Annotated in this window: 15 protein-coding genes; 7 read left to right on the plus strand and 8 right to left on the minus strand. The window is 55.8% G+C overall.

Annotation, left to right across the window (positions count from 1 at the left end; translation table 11 throughout):
• The first annotated feature begins 13 nt into the window (after positions 1–13).
• From pqiA to rmf, 4 genes are all read left to right on the plus strand, one after another.
• Positions 14–1,288 carry a membrane integrity-associated transporter subunit PqiA gene (gene pqiA / locus ACA373_RS01105; RefSeq protein ID WP_253454679.1) on the plus strand — a complete coding sequence of 425 codons (1,275 nt, stop codon included), beginning with the start codon at positions 14–16 and terminating at the stop codon, positions 1,286–1,288.
• Positions 1,275–2,915 carry an intermembrane transport protein PqiB gene (gene pqiB, locus ACA373_RS01110; protein WP_253454678.1) on the plus strand — a complete coding sequence of 547 codons (1,641 nt, stop codon included), beginning with the start codon at positions 1,275–1,277 and terminating at the stop codon, positions 2,913–2,915. The genes pqiA and pqiB overlap by 14 nt, the downstream gene beginning before the upstream one ends.
• Complete coding sequence (gene pqiC, locus ACA373_RS01115) at positions 2,915–3,478, plus strand: membrane integrity-associated transporter subunit PqiC (RefSeq protein ID WP_370733883.1); 564 nt, start codon at positions 2,915–2,917, stop codon at positions 3,476–3,478. The genes pqiB and pqiC overlap by 1 nt, the downstream gene beginning before the upstream one ends.
• 277 nt (positions 3,479–3,755) lie before the next feature.
• The gene (gene rmf / locus ACA373_RS01120) at positions 3,756–3,923 is read left to right on the plus strand and encodes a ribosome modulation factor (RefSeq protein ID WP_125288886.1); all 168 of its coding nucleotides are present in this window, start codon (positions 3,756–3,758) and stop codon (positions 3,921–3,923) included.
• Between the two features lie 62 nt (positions 3,924–3,985).
• Here the strand turns inward: rmf and fabA are convergent, their stop codons facing one another.
• Together fabA and ACA373_RS01130 are read right to left on the minus strand one after the other, a co-directional pair.
• Entirely contained in the window at positions 3,986–4,504 is a 519-nt protein-coding gene (fabA, locus tag ACA373_RS01125) for a bifunctional 3-hydroxydecanoyl-ACP dehydratase/trans-2-decenoyl-ACP isomerase (RefSeq protein ID WP_125288691.1), read from the minus strand.
• A gap of 68 nt (positions 4,505–4,572) precedes the next feature.
• Complete coding sequence (locus ACA373_RS01130) at positions 4,573–6,318, minus strand: AAA family ATPase (protein WP_370733884.1); 1,746 nt, start codon at positions 6,316–6,318, stop codon at positions 4,573–4,575.
• A gap of 183 nt (positions 6,319–6,501) precedes the next feature.
• Here ACA373_RS01130 and matP point away from each other — a divergent pair, with 183 nt between their 5' ends.
• Entirely contained in the window at positions 6,502–6,957 is a 456-nt protein-coding gene (gene matP, locus ACA373_RS01135) for a macrodomain Ter protein MatP (RefSeq protein ID WP_370733885.1), read from the plus strand.
• 105 nt (positions 6,958–7,062) lie between these two features.
• Here the strand turns inward: matP and ompA are convergent, their stop codons facing one another.
• Positions 7,063–8,127: a porin OmpA gene (gene ompA, locus ACA373_RS01140; RefSeq protein ID WP_301251195.1), complete on the minus strand. Its 1,065-nt coding sequence runs from the start codon at positions 8,125–8,127 to the stop codon at positions 7,063–7,065.
• Between the two features lie 348 nt (positions 8,128–8,475).
• Positions 8,476–8,973 carry an SOS-induced cell division inhibitor SulA gene (gene sulA, locus ACA373_RS01145; protein WP_253454674.1) on the minus strand — a complete coding sequence of 166 codons (498 nt, stop codon included), beginning with the start codon at positions 8,971–8,973 and terminating at the stop codon, positions 8,476–8,478.
• A gap of 199 nt (positions 8,974–9,172) precedes the next feature.
• Between sulA and ACA373_RS01150 the strand changes: the two genes are divergently transcribed.
• Positions 9,173–9,796 carry a TfoX/Sxy family DNA transformation protein gene (locus ACA373_RS01150; protein WP_301729757.1) on the plus strand — a complete coding sequence of 208 codons (624 nt, stop codon included), beginning with the start codon at positions 9,173–9,175 and terminating at the stop codon, positions 9,794–9,796.
• Here the strand turns inward: ACA373_RS01150 and yccS are convergent.
• Positions 9,793–11,919 carry a YccS family putative transporter gene (gene yccS, locus ACA373_RS01155; protein ID WP_369894882.1) on the minus strand — a complete coding sequence of 709 codons (2,127 nt, stop codon included), beginning with the start codon at positions 11,917–11,919 and terminating at the stop codon, positions 9,793–9,795. The genes ACA373_RS01150 and yccS overlap by 4 nt on opposite strands.
• Before the next feature lie 2 nt (positions 11,920–11,921).
• Positions 11,922–12,368, minus strand: coding sequence for a YccF domain-containing protein (locus ACA373_RS01160; protein WP_253454671.1), 447 nt, complete (start codon positions 12,366–12,368; stop codon positions 11,922–11,924).
• A 129-nt stretch (positions 12,369–12,497) separates the two neighbouring features.
• Between ACA373_RS01160 and helD the strand changes: the two genes are divergently transcribed.
• On the plus strand, positions 12,498–14,552 hold the full coding sequence (helD, locus tag ACA373_RS01165; protein WP_253454670.1) for a DNA helicase IV: 2,055 nt from the start codon (positions 12,498–12,500) through the stop codon (positions 14,550–14,552).
• 19 nt (positions 14,553–14,571) lie between these two features.
• On the opposite strand, the gene ACA373_RS01170 is transcribed toward helD, so the two are convergent.
• Both ACA373_RS01170 and ACA373_RS01175 read right to left on the minus strand, forming a co-directional pair.
• The gene (locus tag ACA373_RS01170; protein ID WP_253454669.1) at positions 14,572–15,030 is read right to left on the minus strand and encodes a methylglyoxal synthase; all 459 of its coding nucleotides are present in this window, start codon (positions 15,028–15,030) and stop codon (positions 14,572–14,574) included.
• A 68-nt stretch (positions 15,031–15,098) separates the two neighbouring features.
• Entirely contained in the window at positions 15,099–15,731 is a 633-nt protein-coding gene (locus tag ACA373_RS01175) for a DUF2057 family protein (RefSeq protein WP_253454668.1), read from the minus strand.
• Positions 15,732–15,875: the final 144 nt, after the last annotated feature.

Raw genomic sequence — 15,875 nt, forward strand, 5'->3', positions numbered from 1 at the left:
CCCGAGGTAATCTATGTGTTCATCGCACCAGGCCGACCAGTGGATGCTTTGCCCGCAGTGCGACCTGATGACACAGTTGCCGCCTCTCACGCCGGGCAGCAAAGCCAGCTGCCCGCGCTGTGATACCACGCTGGTCATGAACTGGGATGAGCCGCGCAAGCGGCCAACCGGCTATGCGCTGGCGGCGCTGTTTATGCTGCTTCTGGCGAACCTGTTTCCGTTCGTCAATATGCACGTGGCGGGGATGAGCAGCGAAATTACGCTGATGCGTATCCCGCAGGTCATGGTTTCGGTGGATTACAGCAGCCTGGCGACGCTGTTTCTGCTGTTCGTGCAGGCCGTGCCCGCGCTCTGTATGCTTATTATCCTGCTGCTGGTGAACCCGGTTAATCTGCCCACGCCGTTAAAAAAAGCGATGGCGCGCGCGCTGTTTCAGATCAAAACCTGGGGCATGGCGGAAATTTTCCTGGCCGGCGTGCTGGTCAGCTTTGTCAAACTGATGGCCTACGGCGATATCGGCATCGGCACCAGTTTTATTCCCTGGTGTTTGTTCTGCGTGCTGCAGCTGCGCGCTTTTCAGTGCGTCGATCGCCGCTGGATGTGGCAGCGCATTGCGCCTCTGCCTGCGTTGCCGGCGAAACCGGTGCCTGCCATCAGCGGCCTGGCGCAGGATCTGCGTTCCTGTAGCTGCTGTACAGCGATACTGCCGGTCGGACAACTCTCCTGTTCACGCTGCGGCACGCGCGGTCACGCCCGGCGCAGGCACAGCCTGCAATGGACAATGGCGCTGCTGCTGACCTCACTGCTTTTATATATTCCCGCTAACCTGCTGCCAATTATGATCACGGAATCCCTTGGCAGCAAAACGACGTCTACCATTATGGCGGGCGTGGTATTGCTGTGGGGAGAAGGATCCTATCCGGTTGCGCTGGTGATTTTTATCGCCAGTATCATGGTGCCTTCGCTAAAAATGCTGGCTATCGGCTGGCTTTGCTGGGATGCCAACGGCAGAAGCAAGCCGCATCAGGACAGCGAAAGGATGCATAAAATCTACGAGGTGGTGGAGTTTGTCGGCCGCTGGTCAATGATTGATGTCTTTGTGATAGCTGTGCTCTCCGCGCTGGTGCGCATGGGCCAGCTAATGAATATTTATCCCGCGACGGGGGCGTTGCTGTTTGCGCTGGTGGTGATCCTGACGATGTTCGCCGCCATGACGTTTGACCCCCGTCTGACCTGGGATCGTGTCAGTACCCAAACTAAAGAGGAGCCAGGCATTGCAGGAAAATAATCATGGCGTGGCGACGGTTGATCGAATCAAACGTTGGTCACCAGTCTGGATCATCCCCATTGTCACCGTATTAATCGGTGCGTGGATCCTTGTTTATCATTTCACCCATCAGGGGCCGCTGGTCACGCTGATCACCACCAACGCGGAAGGCATCGAAGGCGGTAAAACGGCGATTAAAAGCCGCAGCGTTGATGTCGGCACGGTAGAAAGCGCCGTACTGACTGACGATCTGCTGCACGTGAAAATTACCGCGCGCCTTAACGCCGGCATGGAAAAACTGCTGAAAGGCGACAGCGCGTTCTGGGTGGTTAAACCGACCATCGGCCGCGAAGGCGTTACCGGTCTGGGGACGCTGCTTTCCGGCTCCTATATTGAGCTGCAGCCGGGCAGCAAAGGCGAACAGCCCGAACAGTATAAGCTGCTGGATGCGCCGCCGCTGGCGCCGCCGGATGCCAAAGGGGTACGCATTACGCTGGACAGCGCAAAAGCGGGCCAGCTGAACCCTGGCGATCCGGTGCTGTTCCGTGGCTATCGCGTAGGCTCGGTGGAAACCAGCCAGTTCGACGCCGACAAACGTATGATGACCTATCAGCTGTTTATCGCCGCCCCTTATGACCGGCTGGTCACGACAAACGTGCGCTTCTGGAAGGATAGCGGCATCGCGGTAGATATGTCCGCTTCAGGTATGCGGGTTGAAATGGGCTCGCTGACCACGCTGTTCAGCGGCGGCGTCAGCTTTGACGTGCCGGACGGCTGGGATCTGGGACAGGCGGCGGCGAATAAAGCGGAATATAAGCTGTTTGACGATCAGCGCAGCATTCAGGATTCGCTCTACACCGTGCATAAAGACTTCCTGATGTTCTTCAGCGATTCTATTCGCGGCCTGCAGCCGGGCGCGCCTGTAGAGTTCCGGGGCATAAGGCTGGGAACGGTCGCGGAAGTGCCGTTTAAATCCACTAAAGTCGCGCAGCAGCTGGGCAACGACTATCGCATTCCGGTACTGATCCGCATCGAGCCGGACCGCTTCCAGAGTATGCTGGGCAAGGACTTTGATATTGAGCAGCACCTGAAGGACGGTATAAAGGCGGGTCTTCGCGCCTCGCTGAAGTCGGCCAACCTGCTGACCGGCTCGCTCTATATCGATCTGGATTTTGACAGCAATGCCAAACCGTTCAAAGGACCGGCCTCTTTTGCGGGCTATGAGCTGATCCCAACGACCAGCGGCGGACTGGCGCAGATCCAACAGAAACTGATGGATACGCTGGATAAAATCAATTCGCTACCGCTGAACCCGATGATTAATCAGGCCACGGGCACGCTGAAAGAGAGCCAGCGCACTATTCGCGAGCTGCAAAAAACGCTGGATAACATCAACCAGATCACCGGCAGCCAGTCGATGAAAGAGCTACCGGCCGATATGCAGAAAACGCTGCGCGAGCTGAACGCCAGCATGAAAGGCTTCCAGCCTGGCGCGCCGGCCTACAGCAAACTGGTCGGCGATATGCAGCAGCTCAATCAGGTGCTGCGTGAACTGCAGCCGGTGCTGAAAACGTTGAACAGCAAGAGCAATGCGCTGGTGTTTGAAGCAAAACCCGGCCAGGATCCCCAGCCGAAGAGGGCGAAATAATGAAAAAATGGCTACCTGTGGCTTTGGCCCTGGCGCTGAGCGCCTGCAGCAGCACGTCCGATACCACCTATTACCAGCTGCCTGTGGCGGCGAAGGGCGCGGCCGTCAGCAGCATTGACGCCACGCGGCCAGCGGTTTTTGTCCAGCATGTTTCCGTTCCGGACTATTTGTCCGGTAACGGGCTGGTTTACCAAACCAGCGACGTGAAATATACGATTGCTGCCAATAACCTCTGGGCCAGCCCGCTCGACCAGCAGCTACAGCAAACGCTGGTGGCGAACCTGAGCCAGGCGCTGCCCGGCTCGCTGGTCTCGGCTTCACCGCTGGGCCAGCAGCAGGATACGCTCAACGTAACGGTGACCGGCTTCCACGGTCGTTACGACGGCCATGCGGTGATCAGCGGCGACTGGGTGCTGGAGCATCAGGGGCAAATCGTGAAGCGCTCGTTTACGCTGGCCCTGCCGCAGAAAGAGGATGGCTACGACGCGCTGGTCAGAACGCTGGCAGAAGGCTGGCAGCAGGAGGCGCAGGATATAGCTAACGGTATCCGCAGCCTTAATTAGAAAAATTAATCACTGGCGCTAAGCCCCGGTTTGTCGACAATCAGAAGATTGCACAATCGGGGCTTTTTTTATTGCCATACAGGAGGTTATCTGGTTTTCAGGAGAGTTTTCAGGCGATAAGTTTCCACTATCCTCGCACAGGTTTATGACATTGGCGTGAAATTTGCGCGTTGATCTTCAGCGAAAATGGCGTTAGAACTAAATTGTGACTGCGTATGCACTCACTGATTTCTTTCCACCAGATTCCACCTGACCTGAAGAGGGGATTACAGGCATGATGAAGAGACAGAAACGAGATCGGCTCGAACGGGCACATTCCAGAGGTTATCAGGCCGGTATTACCGGACGCCCTAAAGAGATGTGTCCCTATCAAATGATAGATGCAAGATCTCACTGGTTGGGAGGTTGGCGACAGGCCATGGAGGACAGGACGGTTACCGCGTAATCCGCTCTGTTATTGAAAAGGAAAACCTCCGCCCGGGCGGAGGTTTCGTCTTTTAAACGCGCTTAAAAAGCGGTGGTGTCCTTGAACAGACCCACTTTCAGATCGGTAGCGGTATAGATAACGTTGCCATCCACCAGCACTTCGCCATCGGCTACGCCCATCACCAGCTTGCGGTTAATAACACGCTTAAAGTGAATACGGTAAGAGACTTTTTTCGCCGTTGGCAGAACCTGGCCGGTAAATTTAACTTCGCCTACGCCCAGCGCACGGCCTTTACCTTCCGCGCCCAGCCAGCCCAGATAGAAGCCTACCAGCTGCCACATCGCATCAAGACCCAGACAGCCTGGCATCACCGGATCGCCGATAAAGTGGCAGCCGAAGAACCACAGATCGGGATTGATATCCAGCTCCGCTTCCACAAAGCCTTTACCGTAGTTGCCGCCATCTTCATTCATCTCGATGACGCGATCCATCATCAGCATGTTGCCAGACGGCAACGGCGGGCCTTCGGCACCGAAAAGTTCACCGCGACCAGAGGCAATCAGGTCTTCTTTTGAGTAGGATTTGCGTTTATCTACCATGTTCTTAATAAGCCTTATTTTATTGAAGCACGAAGGTTAGCTTACAGCTGTAAGCTGAGCAAGCCCGATTAGCTCTGGTTAAACCAGTTCAGCCAGCGCAGCGGCCACGGACGTTGCCGACCTTCCTGTTGGTTTATTTGCGCAATGCGCTCCTGAATCGATCTTAGCAGACAAGGCGCGTCTTCTTTGTCCCATTCGGTTTTGGTCAGGAGAGGAAGGGCTTCCTCCACGCTTTCCACCGCCCAGACGTGAAATTTTCCTTCCCGCACGGCATCCACCACTTCCTGCTGCAGGCAAAGGTGACGCACGTTCGCCGCAGGAATGATAACGCCCTGGCTGCCGTTCAGCGTGCGCTGCTGGCAGATATGGAAAAAGCCTTCGATCTTTTCGTTCAGGCCGCCGACTGGCTGCACGCGACCGAACTGATCGACCGAGCCGGTCACGGCAATCTGTTGCGTAATCGGCTGGCTGGACAGCGCGCTGATCAGGGCGCAGAGTTCGGCCAGCGATGCGCTGTCGCCATCGACTTCTGAATAGGATTGTTCAAACACGACCGAGGCGGAGAAAGGCAGCTGCTGATCAAGCTCCAGCTCCGCAATCAGCCATGCCTGCATAATCATCATGCCTTTGGCATGGATGTTGCCGCCCAGCTCCGCTTTACGCTCCACGTCATGGAACTCGCCGTCGCCCACGTGTACGACACAGCTGATGCGGGAAGGCTCGCCGAAGGCGCGGGGATGGCCGGGAAATTCGATAACGGAAAGGGCGTTGATTTGACCAATCGCCTCGCCTTCGGTTTCGATCAGGATCTGATCCAGCAGGATCTCGTCACGAATTCGCTCGGCAAGGAAGCCTTCGCGCCACTCGCGATTATCCAGCGCCGCCTGAAGGTGTTCGCCGTTGATCAGGTTTTCATCGCTGTTGGCCGCCGCCTCCTGGAACTGGCGAGCCAGCCAGACGGGACACAGCGGCAGCGTTTCCTGGTCGCCGGTATAGCGTACCGCTTCACGCATCAGCACCGGCCAAAGATCGTCTGCAATCAGCAGATCTTCATCAGCAGCGACCGAACGCGCCCACTTGATCCACAAAGCGAACGACTGCTCGTCGACGATCTGAATGTTATCCTCAAATTCAGAATAGAACGCCAGCGCCGCCAGCTCCGGCTCCATCTCCTGGAAATCAGCCAGCGCGTCGCGTTCACCGGTCAGGATAAGGCGAAAATGCAGCGGCATTGGCGGCACGGCAACCGGCAGCGGCCGGGACTCATCGGGCGAATGCCAGCTAAACTGGCGGGTGCTGAGGATTTGCTTCAGACGTAGCCAGAGCAGCGGCTGGGCCAGCAGGGCGCGTAAAGAAAGCAGCAGCGTCCCACCGTTAGCCTTGTGCACCAGTCCGGGTTCAAGCGTTAACGTATTATTGTACTGACGGAAACAGCCGAACAGCTGTTCCGCCTCAATCCAGTCTGCGCTGTGCACGCCGCCCGTCGAGGCAAAATTATCCTGCTCCGACTCGGCCGGACGCCAGCTGACCGCCGCGCCGTCAATATGATAATGACCGCCGTACAGCGTCACGCTTTCATCATCAAAACCTGAAATCACGGTCTGCAGCAGAGCCTGATACTCCGGGTGCTCCGGCGTTTTGATCAGCATCAGCGGCAGTTTTGCCTGGCTGTCCAGCAGCAGGCTCAGCGTATTGAACAGGCGTGACTGTACTTCGGAAAAGTAACAGGGATCATCAGGAAGCTCGGAGAAAAGCGACTGAACGCTGTCGGTATCGGGCTGCAGGGCGCGCCATTCAAGTTGGTTGTTGATCAAAGTTATCGTTTTTTTCTTAAAATGAGTAATACGCCATTATACAAGATTTCAGCCTGTTAAGCATCGCTGAGTTCTTCTTTGCACCCTTACGGGCCGCAATTGCGAGTTCGCTCTGGTTTTCCGTGCGGCTATGTTAAAAAAGCTGTTATTCTAAATAGGTTACAGGTTTAGCATGAGATCCCGATGAAATACCAGCAACTGGAAAACCTTGAAAGCGGATGGAAGTGGACATACCTGGTGAAAAAACACCGGGAAGGTGAAGCGATCACGCGTTATCTGGAGCGAAGCGCGGCCCAGGCTGCCGTCGGTGAGCTGCTGGAGATAGAACACAGCCCTGGCGAGGTAACGACATGGATTGCCCGTCATATCAATCCGGCGCTGGAAAACCGCATGAAGCAAAGTATACGCGCGCGCCGCAAGCGTCACTTTAATGCAGAACATCAGCATACGCGGAAGAAATCTATCGATCTGGAGTATCTGGTCTGGCAGCGGCTGGCCGCGCTGGCGCAGCGGCGAAACGTCACGCTTTCGGACACCATTGTGCAGCTGATAGAAGATGCAGAGCATAAAGAAAAATATGCCAGCCAGATGTCTTCACTCAGGCAGGATTTGCAGGCGATCCTGGGCAAGCCGGATTAGACCTGTCGACGGTCTGCAATTACGGCCGGCGGGACAATAAGCAGCAGCGCGAAATAGCGCCCACAAAAAACCCCGCCGAAGCGGGGTTTTTATCAAAGCGTAAACTTAGCCCTGAGGCTGAGTTACCACGTCTTTGATGCCTTTAACCTGGATTTCTACGCGACGGTCTGGACCCAGACATTCGATCAGGGCGTTACGGCCTTTCACGCTGTCACAGGTGTTGCCGGTAACTGGGTTAGTTTCACCCATGCCACGTGCAGAGATCTTGTTAGAAGGGATGCCTTTAGACACGAGGTAGTCAACAACGGACTGTGCACGTTTCTCAGACAGTTTCTGGTTGTACTGGTCAGAACCGATACGGTCGGTGAAGCCCAGAACCACGACGTTGCCGTCTTTAGGATCCAGAGAGCTCAGCTGGGTGTACAGCTGATCCAGAGCCTGCTGACCTTCTGGCTTCAGAGTCGCCTTGTTGAAGGTGAACAGCACGTCTGATTTCAGGGTGAAACGCTTGGTTTCAACAACTGGCGCTGGCGCTGGAGCCGGAGCCGGTGCTGGCGCTGCTTCATCCTGGCCGAAACGGTAGGAAACACCTACGCTCAGCATGGCGTTATCTGGACGGGTACCAACGGTGTTTGCATCACCGATGTTGTTAACCCACTGGTAGTCCAGACGGGTAGCCCAGTTTTTGGTTACAGCGTATTCAACACCTACAGCTGCCAGCGGAGAAACACCGGTGTCGTGATCGCTGATGCGAGTACCGTTGTTGTTCTGCGTGGAGTCAGCGCGCCATACCATGCCGCCCAGACGGGTGTACACGTCCAGATCGTCATAGATTGGGTAGCTCAGTTTCGCAGCCAGCTGAATGCCCTGTGCTTTGAATGCGCCGTTTACGACATTGCCTTTGTTAGGCATACGACCCAGCCAGTCATAACCCAGTTCGAAGCCCAGGTACTGATTAGCCTGGTAACCACCGAAGGCACCTGCGCCCAGCTGGCTTTCGTGAGTTGGGCCGTCGTTGTTCGCATAATCGTTACCGTAGTAACCAGTGTCGTGGTACTGAGACCAGCCCAGTTTCGCACCGGTATACCAGGTGTCATCTTTAGGAGCGGCCTGCGCTACGGTAGCGAAGCCAGCCAGTGCCACTGCAATTGCGATAGCTGTCTTTTTCATTTTTGCGCCTCGTTATCATCCAAATAGGCAATGAGCTTTCATTAGCTCTTTGATTTAATCCTTCGCCGGGTTATGACGCTCGATTATGACTCATCCAAAAAAGGGAGATTATTGAGCACCCTGGCGACGTAAAGTCTACAACGTACCAGCAAACTTACAAGTAAGATGTGAAGGCGGTCTGAAAAAAAACGGCGTTTTGTACACATTTTTACACATTTGCGTACAGGACGGCGGGAGATAACTTCCGGGAAAAACGCGGCTAAACCATTGTCACGCCGGGTCATAGCATAATCAGACGCTTATCATGCCCGGCGAAGAAGTTTATGATGAGAAAACTCTTATTTTTACTTAATGATACAAACTCGACTGAATTTTTAACCCATTAAAGGGTCTGCACGCGACAATTTCGACCGGATCCGGTCGCATAATCAGACCTAAAGCCTGGCCGCTTAACGCTGCGTCATGGAGCCGACGACGATCTTCCTCGGTCAGTTCCTCAGGCAGCCAACCCAGCACCACGCTGTAGTTCCCCGTTTGCAGCGCTTTAATCATGGCCTCCAGCGTATTAATGGCCTGCCCCTGGACCTGCATCACTTTATTAAGCGGCAGCCCGGAACGCGCAAGCCAGCTGCGGCTCAGCTTTTGCTGCGGCGTCAGCCATAGCTGCCAGCGGGACTGCGTGCCCAGCTGTTGCAGCAAAGGGAGCAGTAGCATTTGCGTCATGCCCGGCTGATTCTCGCTGTAGATCAGTTCGCTGATCAGGCCAGTCGCTTCGCTATGGGATGAAGAGCGGGGCTGAGGAAAACGGCTGTTAACAGAATGAGATTTCATGGAATGAGTACGCATATCGGCTTTGCTCGCAGGTCACTGTATGGATATACAGTATAAGGGCGGTGAACAAAGATCAACCCTAAATTTTGATAACGTCTCGCAAAATCACAATGAAACCGGCTGTAACGGCAATTAGTAATTGAACCTGTTACCACGATTGCATACTTTTCATTTCTCACAGGGACGAGGGTGTTCTGTATACAGGGAGAAAAGGATGAGCCAGTCAAAAAAACAGATTGAAAAAGCCAGACGCCAGCTTGCCGAACTGGGCGAAATCGAATGCCGCAGCCAGTTCGGCGGCTACAGCCTGTCGATAGAGAACGTGGTGTTCGCGCTGGTAGCGGAAGGGGAGCTTTATCTGCGGGCCTGCGAGCAGGTAAAGCCCTATATCGTGGAGCGGAAGATGCAGCCTCTGCATTTTACTAAAAGAGGGATGCCGGTCGCGCTGGATTATTATCGGGTGGACGACCCGCTGTGGAAAGAGCACGGGCAGCTGGTGGCGCTCTCCCGGCTTTGCCTGCAGGGCGCACGCCAGCAGCGAACGCAAAAGCAGCAAAATCAGCGCCTGAAAGATTTGCCCAATTTGACTATCCGCATCGAGACGCTGCTACGTCAGGTCGGCATCAGCACTATCGCCATGCTCAAAGAGCAGGGCGCCAGACGCTGTTGGCTCAAGCTGTACGCCAGCAACAATAATTTGGGCATCAACGTCCTTTTCGCGCTGGAAGGCGCGATCGCGGGCCGCCATTACGAAGCGCTGCCGGAAAGCGTCAAAACCGAGCTTCGGCAGTGGCATAAGGAAACGCTGCGGCGTCGGGCCAGGCAGCAAAAGTCTTAGGCCAGCCCCTTTTTTTTCAACCGAACAATTTCCGGCAGCAGCGCAACCAGCAGGCCAACCTGCTGTAAGACCAGCGGCTCCTTTGTGTCCGGCGCCGCTTCCGCCGCTGCCAGGCGGGCAGAAAGATTGCCCAGCAGCCTGGCCGCTTTGTCTTCATCAACAATATCAATATGCAGCACGTCGTCGACGTAGCAGACCGCATCATCCATCAATTGCAGCATGGCCGGGTTGGTGATTTTCTCGCGATGGGCGCCCAGCGCGGAAATATAGCTGAGAAAAGAGTGGTTCAGGCACAGTAGTCGGAAAGCGTCTTCACGCAGGCCCGCGCTGGCGTTTTTTTCGGCCGAAATATTAGACACTACTGAGGCCAGCTCGGCGTCGCAGTTGTGCGCATCGCGCCGGGCAATGCGGTAATCCAGGCGATTATCTTTGCCCTGGTGATACTGCACCAGAATGGCGTCCAGATAGCGGCAGTTGGCATTAAGCGTGCGATCCGCGACGGCGGAAAGCTGGCGGAAACGCCAGTCGGGCCAGATAAAGGCCACGGCGATCCAGGCTATGCCGCAGCCCAGCAGCGTATCGATAATACGCGGCAGCGCGATCTCGAACCCCTCACCAAGCAGGTTAAAGCAGCAAAGTACCAGCAGGGTGATAAAAAGCGTGGCGTAGGCATATTGCGACTGTCGGAAGGCGAAAAACAGCACGCCGGTGAGCACAATGAGTATCAGCTGTCCTTCAACAGAGGGGATCAGCCAGAGTAGCGGCAGACCAATCGCTATACCGGCCAGCGTGCCGACAATACGCAGCGCCAGGCGCCTTTTCGTCGCGTTATAGTTGGGCTGGCAGACAAACAGGCTGGTCAGCAGGATCCAGTAGCCGTGTTCCAGCCCGGTGATCTGGATAAAAGCGTAGCCGGTACAGAGCAGCAGCGACATGCGCACGGCGTGCCGGAAAAGCGGCGACTGCGGCGAAAGATGGCGACTCAGGCGCAGACGGATATCTGCCCAGCCGGTCAGGCCTTCACTGGAAAGACGTCCGTCGCTGTTGTCCTGCAAAACCTGCCCGGACTCGATGGTCGCCAGCTGGGCGTCGATAGCCTTAAGGTTATGCAGCAGGTAGTGCATAGCCTTAAGTTCGCTGCTGGCGGGTTGGTTTGCACTCAGGCGCTCCAGCGCGGCCTGAAGGTGCACAAAAGCGCGCTCAAAACGCGGATCGTGCTGCCAGGGTTCGCGCAGCAAGATAGCGTTGGAGAGCTGCTGGCAGGCGCGCGCCTGCATGGTTAACAGCCGCTGAAAGCGGAACAGAATATCGCTGTAGCGATACTCTTTGCGTAAGGCGTGATATTGCGCGTGGGAAGAGCTGGCGCGCTCGTGAATATCCTGCGCCACAAAATAATAGTGCAGTGTGCGGCGCGTGCTGCGCTGCCCGCGATCGCCACGCAGCCGGGACTGGATGGAAATCTTGGTTTGATTCAGCGTGGCGACCAGCTGGCTATTGGTCATTGCCGCTTCAATCAGCGAAGCGTCGTCATTCTCTTCGATGTCTGGATCGAAGAGACCTGCTTTCGCCTCCAGGTAGCGCGCCAGGCCTTCAAAGCAGCGCGCAATATTCTCCTGTAACGGACGTACGGGAAAAATCAGATGACCGATCAGCGTCAGCAGGTTGTACCAGATAGCTCCCGTCAACAGCAGCGAGGGCTGCAAATACCACTGGGGAAACAGACCAAGCCCCAGCAGCGTATAGACAGCGATCAGCAGCGCGCCGAAAGCAATCGTCGCGTAACGCTGACCCAGCGCGCCGAGCAGGATAAACCCCCAGGTAGACAGCGCCAGCCCAAGGGTAAACAGCCAGGGAAAAGGAGAAAGCAGCTCCACCGAGACGGAGGCCACGCAAAAGCAAACCAGGGTGATCAATAAATTGCGCAGCCTGCCGCTGAGGCGATCGTCAAGATCGGCCAGCGCTGCCGCCACAACGCCCAGCGTTAGCGGGATAGTCCAGGTTATCTGGCCCAGCCATAAAGGCACGCCCGCCGTGCCGGCCAGCGCAAAAAAGATGCGCAGGTTGTAGAGCAGGGCGCTGTTATAGGCATAGCGGCGCAGGCGTGGCGACAGCGACAGACGCATAGTTAGTTATACCGGCTGCGGGCGTTGGCTTCACGGGCGGCTTTGGCGACTTCAACGCTGACTACGCGGCGTCCGACCGGCCAGAGTGCGATAGCGGCGATCTTAAAGTGTGCGATGCCCGTAGGGATACCGATAAGCGTAATACACTGCGCGATGCCTACCAGGATATGGGTGACGCAAAGCCACCAGCCGCAGAAAATAAACCAGACGATATTTAATACGGTGCCGCCGGAGTTCAGCAAAACATTTTTTTTGCCGGGATTAAGCTCATCCACATGCACCGCTTCGTTGCCAAACGGCAGTAGCGAAAGCTTGGTGATTTCCCAGCAGGAACGGGTTAACGGTAGCGTAATAATGAAAACGATGCTGAGCAGCGTGGCAACAAGCCAGCCGAAAGTCGTGACAAAACCGCCCAGAAAGAAATTTAAAATATTTAAAACGGTACGCATCAGATAGGGTCCTCGCGCTGCGCGAAAAAAGAAAATTCAATACGTTGATTATACCGTGTTTTAACGCTGGAGCGGTACATCCTTGCCGGGTAAACTGTCCGGCAGATTAACCGCAGCCCGAGAGCCTCTATGGAACTGAAAGCAACCTCGCTGGGTAAGCATCTGGCGCAGCATCCCTATAATCGGGTGCGTCTGCTCGCAGCCGGCGTCGAAGTCAGTGGTCAGAAGCATGAATACCTGATCCCTTTTAACCAGCTGTTGGCGATCCGCTGCAAGCGCGGACTGGTCTGGGGAGAGCTGGAGTTTTCGCTGCCCGATAATAAAGTGGTGCGTTTGCACGGCACGGAGTGGCAGGAAACGCAGCGTTTTTATCACTACCTTAATCAGGCGTGGCAGGCGTGGAGCCAGCAGATGAGCCCGATCGCCGCCGAAGTTTTACAGCAGCAGGTTGCCAGCCTGAGCGAGTTTGAGCAGCAGGATCGCTGGCTGAAACGTCAGGAAGTGGCGAACTGGGGCGAAAAAATCCGGGATGCTTTCTCCTCTCAGCCTTTGCCCGTCAGCCGTCTTGAAGAGTTTGAATCCTGTCGCGAAGCATACCTTTTCTGTCAGCGCTGGCTGGAAAACAGCGAGGCGCAGCGTCAGCAGCGCAACAGGCGCTGGACGGAAAAAATGCTGGCGCAGTATGCCGATTTTTTTGCCGGCGTCGAAAGTTCACCGCTTAGCGCCTCCCAGGCCAGCGCAGTAGTCAACGGCGAGGAAGCGGTGCTGGTGCTGGCCGGGGCGGGCAGCGGGAAAACCTCGGTGCTGGTGGCGCGTGCAGGCTGGCTGCTGATGCGTAAAGCGGCTGCCGCAGAGCAAATTCTGCTGTTGTCATTTGGCCGTCGGGCCGCGGAAGAAATGAACCACCGGCTTAAAACGCGCCTCGGTAGTGATGACGTTGAAGCGCGCACTTTTCATTCCCTGGCGCTGCACATTATTCAGCAGGGCAGCAACAGGTCGCCAGTGATTAGCAAGCTGGAAACCGACGGCGCGCTTAGGCGCAGGCTGCTGACAGAAACCTGGCAGCAACAGTGCAGCGAGAAAAAAGCGCAGGCCAGCGGCTGGCGGCAGTGGCTTCATGAGGATTTGGGCTGGGAGCTGGACGAAGGCGCTTACTGGCAGGATGAGACGTTGGCCAACAGAGTCGGCGAGCGTCTGGAGCGCTGGCTGGAGCTCATGCGGATGCACGGCGGCGCGCAGGCCGCGATGATCGAATCCGCGCCGGAAGCGGTTCGCGAGCTGTTCAGCAAACGAGTTAAACTGATGGCGCCGCTGTTAAAAGCCTGGAAAAGCGCACTGAAAGAAGAAGGCGCGGTAGATTTCGCCGGGCTGATCCATCAGGCGATCGCCGTGTTGGAAAAAGGACGCTTTATCAGCCCGTGGAAGCACATTCTGGTCGATGAATTTCAGGATATGTCGCCGCAGCGAGCGGCTCTGCTGGCGGCGCTGCGCAGGCAAAACAGTCAGACTTCGCTGTTCGCCGTGGGCGATGACTGGCAGGCGATTTATCGCTTTAGCGGCGCGGAAATGGCGCTCACTACCGCCTTTCATCATTATTTTGGCGAAGGCGAACGCTGCGTGCTGGACACGACCTGGCGATTCAACGAGCGTATTGGCGAAATAGCCAATGACTTTATCCAGCGCAACCCGTCCCAGCTGAAAAAGCCGCTGAACAGCCTGAGCAAAGCCACTAAAAAAGCGCTCTCGTTGCTGCCTGAGTCACAGCTGGAAGCGCTGCTGAATAAGCTCAGCGGCTACGTCACGCAGGAAGAAGAAATCCTGATCCTCGCGCGCTACCACTACCAGCAACCGACGCTGCTGGCTAAAGCGAAGACGCGCTGGCCGGGCCTGAATATTTCTTTTGCAACGATACACGCCAGCAAGGGGCAGGAAGCAGATTACGTACTGGTGCTGGGATTAAAAAGCGGCGAGGATGGGTTTCCGGCCGCTGCCAGAGAGTCGGTTATCGAGCAGGCGCTGCTGCCGCAGCCGGAAGATTTTCCCGACGCCGAAGAGCGGCGTTTGGCCTATGTCGCCATTACGCGGGCGAAAAAACAGGTTTGGCTGCTGTTTGACAGCGATGCGCCGTCAGGCTTTGTAGCAGAATTTAAACGCATGGGCGTGCCGCTGTTACGCAAGCCGTAATCCGGCACGCCCGTGGCGTCTACTGCAGGCGCGCCTGCAAATAACGTTGATAGTCAGGAATAGAAATATCAAGCGGCTGTGCGAACAGCGGAGAATGAATAATAAAGTCGGCGGTGGTGCGATTGGTCGCAACAGGGATATTCCAGACCGTTGCCAGGCGCAGCAGCGCTTTGACGTCAGGATCGTGCGGTACCGCGTTCAGCGGATCCCAGAAGAAAATCAGCACGTCGATTTTGCCTTCCGAAATCAACGCGCCTACCTGCTGGTCGCCGCCCATTGGGCCGCTTAGCATAGCGGTAACCGGCAGGCCGGTGGCGCGCTGGATCAGATTGCCGGTGGTGCCGGTTGCGTACAGCGTATGGTGCTGCAACAGCGCTTTATGGCTGTCGACCCACGCCATCATTGAGGCTTTACAGTGATCGTGCGCGACCAGCGCAATATGTTTTTTTTCCCCGAGGGTGCGGGTAGTCTGCTCCATGGCGATATCCTGTTTCGTTGAAAAGCAAACTATACGGCTTCCGATCCCGGGATGCCAGCAGGGCAGGCTTAACCTGTGCGGAAGGCTTTCATCAGCAAAACAAAACGTTGGCGGGTAGCGGCGTCAACCTGTTGATACCATAACTGCAGTACCCGGCCAGCCGGATAATGGCTGCTGGCGAAAGTCAGCGTATCGTCGGTCGGGCTGCCGGTAGTATGCGGCTGCGCAAAGCGAGGCACCGAAGCCGAATGGCCCTGCATATTATAAGCCGCCATTTCCCGTTCATAATTTTCGCCAGCGGTGCCGGTCAGTGTGTCCTGCTCGCTCTGCACAACCTTGCCGTGCTCGTCATGCAGCTGAAAATCGGGGTGATGGGCAAACGCACGTGCCTGGGCAGACGTGCGGATAGCGGGCAACGCGATAGCAATTGATTTAACGTTGGTAGTAAAAGTCACGATCAGCGGCGGCGAACGCCAGGACGAGGTATGGCTGTTTTCCAGCCTTTTTTCTACGCGGAACAGCAGCTGGTGCTGTCCTTGCTCCAGTTCAAGCCCATCGGCGCCTTTCAGCAGTGAACCGGAAATTTTATGACCGTCGAGCACCAGCAGATCGATCTCAGGCGCGAGTTTTAAGGTGGTTGCATGGGCCGCAGCCGCAACCCACATTGCCATCAACCCTGTCAGGAGCAGACCCAGCTTCATTGTTTCTCCAGATGCCCGAAATATAAAAAAGAGCGAATGTATCAAAGTCTTTCAGTATGACAGCATATTAACATTTTTACATATTTATTCATGCTAAATCTTTTGCGGCTATGATTATAAGCGCAAAATACGATCGTCTTGCAA

This window comes from Erwinia sp. STN24, assembly GCF_041320675.1.
In the GTDB taxonomy this organism is placed as follows: Bacteria; Pseudomonadota; Gammaproteobacteria; order Enterobacterales; family Enterobacteriaceae; genus Erwinia; species Erwinia aeris.

Excerpts from the sequence above, each read along its gene's own strand:
- pqiA (WP_253454679.1), top strand. The coding sequence starts at position 14 with ATGTGTTCATCGCACCAGGCCGACCAGTGGATGCTTTGCCCGCAGTGC.
- pqiC (WP_370733883.1), top strand. The coding sequence starts at position 2,915 with ATGAAAAAATGGCTACCTGTGGCTTTGGCCCTGGCGCTGAGCGCCTGC.
- rmf (WP_125288886.1), top strand. The coding sequence starts at position 3,756 with ATGAAGAGACAGAAACGAGATCGGCTCGAACGGGCACATTCCAGAGGT.
- fabA (WP_125288691.1), bottom strand. The coding sequence starts at position 4,504 with ATGGTAGATAAACGCAAATCCTACTCAAAAGAAGACCTGATTGCCTCT.
- matP (WP_370733885.1), top strand. The coding sequence starts at position 6,502 with ATGAAATACCAGCAACTGGAAAACCTTGAAAGCGGATGGAAGTGGACA.
- ompA (WP_301251195.1), bottom strand. The coding sequence starts at position 8,127 with ATGAAAAAGACAGCTATCGCAATTGCAGTGGCACTGGCTGGCTTCGCT.
- sulA (WP_253454674.1), bottom strand. The coding sequence starts at position 8,973 with ATGCGTACTCATTCCATGAAATCTCATTCTGTTAACAGCCGTTTTCCT.
- ACA373_RS01150 (WP_301729757.1), top strand. The coding sequence starts at position 9,173 with ATGAGCCAGTCAAAAAAACAGATTGAAAAAGCCAGACGCCAGCTTGCC.
- yccS (WP_369894882.1), bottom strand. The coding sequence starts at position 11,919 with ATGCGTCTGTCGCTGTCGCCACGCCTGCGCCGCTATGCCTATAACAGC.
- ACA373_RS01160 (WP_253454671.1), bottom strand. The coding sequence starts at position 12,368 with ATGCGTACCGTTTTAAATATTTTAAATTTCTTTCTGGGCGGTTTTGTC.
- helD (WP_253454670.1), top strand. The coding sequence starts at position 12,498 with ATGGAACTGAAAGCAACCTCGCTGGGTAAGCATCTGGCGCAGCATCCC.
- ACA373_RS01170 (WP_253454669.1), bottom strand. The coding sequence starts at position 15,030 with ATGGAGCAGACTACCCGCACCCTCGGGGAAAAAAAACATATTGCGCTG.
- ACA373_RS01175 (WP_253454668.1), bottom strand. The coding sequence starts at position 15,731 with ATGAAGCTGGGTCTGCTCCTGACAGGGTTGATGGCAATGTGGGTTGCG.